2 protein-coding genes are annotated in these 1,466 nt (G+C 41.4%); both read right to left on the reverse strand.

Annotation, left to right across the window (positions count from 1 at the left end):
• Positions 1–742, reverse strand: a 742-nt coding sequence (locus R7M72_RS24600) for a molecular chaperone (protein ID WP_318056402.1), incomplete at its 3' end; no start/stop codon positions are given.
• Positions 743–763: 21 nt separating this feature from the next.
• Entirely contained in the window at positions 764–1,297 is a 534-nt protein-coding gene (locus R7M72_RS24605) for a spore coat U domain-containing protein (RefSeq protein ID WP_318056403.1), read from the reverse strand.
• Positions 1,298–1,466 lie beyond the last annotated feature (169 nt).

Genomic DNA, 1,466 nt, shown 5'->3' on the forward strand with positions numbered 1-1,466 from the left:
TTTTGTAGCGTTTACCTCCAATATTCGCACTCAAACTCATATTGTTTATATTCTTATATGAAATAGGCCAAACCTTATATTGCTCTGGAAGAATATAACCGGCTAATCCTTCAGAAATCATTAACGGTTCTTTATTCGGAGAATCCAGTTGTAAATTCACCAGACGCACATGATGATTTCCTGAGTTTTTAATGTGAATAAAGCGTTGATTATTTTTCTTAATCAATTGAGCTTGCAAACCATTCCACAACTCACTGTCCTTATTCTGCTGTTGAGTATTGTTAAGTCCTTTTCCATAGATAAATAAGGGGATGGAGTAGCGCATTCGAACTTTAACAGCGAGTTCATTTTCCATCGAATCGGTTAGAGGGTCGTGAGTTGGAGGCAGTTCATCGATGATAACTCGGTAAGCGTACTCTTTACCTGCTGTGGCTTCATCTTGATTGAGGATGCGAATCAGCTGTTTTTCACCAGGTTCAATTTTGACAAATGGTGGCGTGGCAATCAGTTGATTTTGATTAGAATAGTTATCTTCACCTTCATTTTGTCCCCATTTAAAAATCCTCACTTGTAAGTAAGAATCAACGTTGCCTTTATTCACCATCCAAAGGTATGTCGCATTAGTCTCCGCTGTTATTTTGGGGTAGATCGGCCAAATTAATAATGAATTGGCGTTAGCATTGGAGATAAAAACAAAAAGGAAGGTCGCTATTAATAATGATTTTTTGAGTATGAATTCCATTTCATCCCTCCGAAACATCACTTACCACTCCAAGGTCAGCGTAAGCGTATCCATATAAATTCCGGCTATTTCATTCCCATTTATTATTGCCTTTGCCCAGATAGGAAACTGAATATTATCTGGGTCTTGCGTGGTATCGACGGAATATCGTGTATCGATATCAAGCACTTGTGTGTAATCCAGATCCTGAAACAAAAAGTAGTCTACCGTCGTGACCTCTTCGCTATGCTTTAACTTGCGCACGCCATCCGACGAATTCAGCCCACCGTTTAGAGAAACATTCATCGCAATACCCGGAGTACAACTTAATGTAAGTGATGAGCTGTATGTGACACTGCCTTGTACTTCCGCCGCATAAACAGAAGAATGTTCACCAAAATCCAACGTTCCTATTTGTCCAGCTTGCGTTGCGCTCTCTTCTTGTACTGCGCCATTAATCAAACAGCCTGTGTCTACTGTTGCTGATACTTGAAAGGTTTCTGTCACATCAGCCAGCACAGTTGAAGAACACCAACTCACCACGACAAGTGAAAAGCCTCTAACAACCAGCGTCACGGTTTACCAGCTTAATGTCACACTGATTGTATCTGAGTACGATCCCGCAGTGCTGCTCGTACCGTAAGCTTTCGCAAAAAGCTCAATGGTCTGAGCCGTTGGGGTCGTAAACTCAGTAAGCGCCACCGTTCCATTTTGCACGATTTGGGTAGTTCTGTCTGAAGCGGTA

It is taken from the genome of Vibrio sp. YT-18 (assembly GCF_033337345.1).
In the GTDB taxonomy this organism is placed as follows: Bacteria; Pseudomonadota; Gammaproteobacteria; order Enterobacterales; family Vibrionaceae; genus Vibrio; species Vibrio alginolyticus.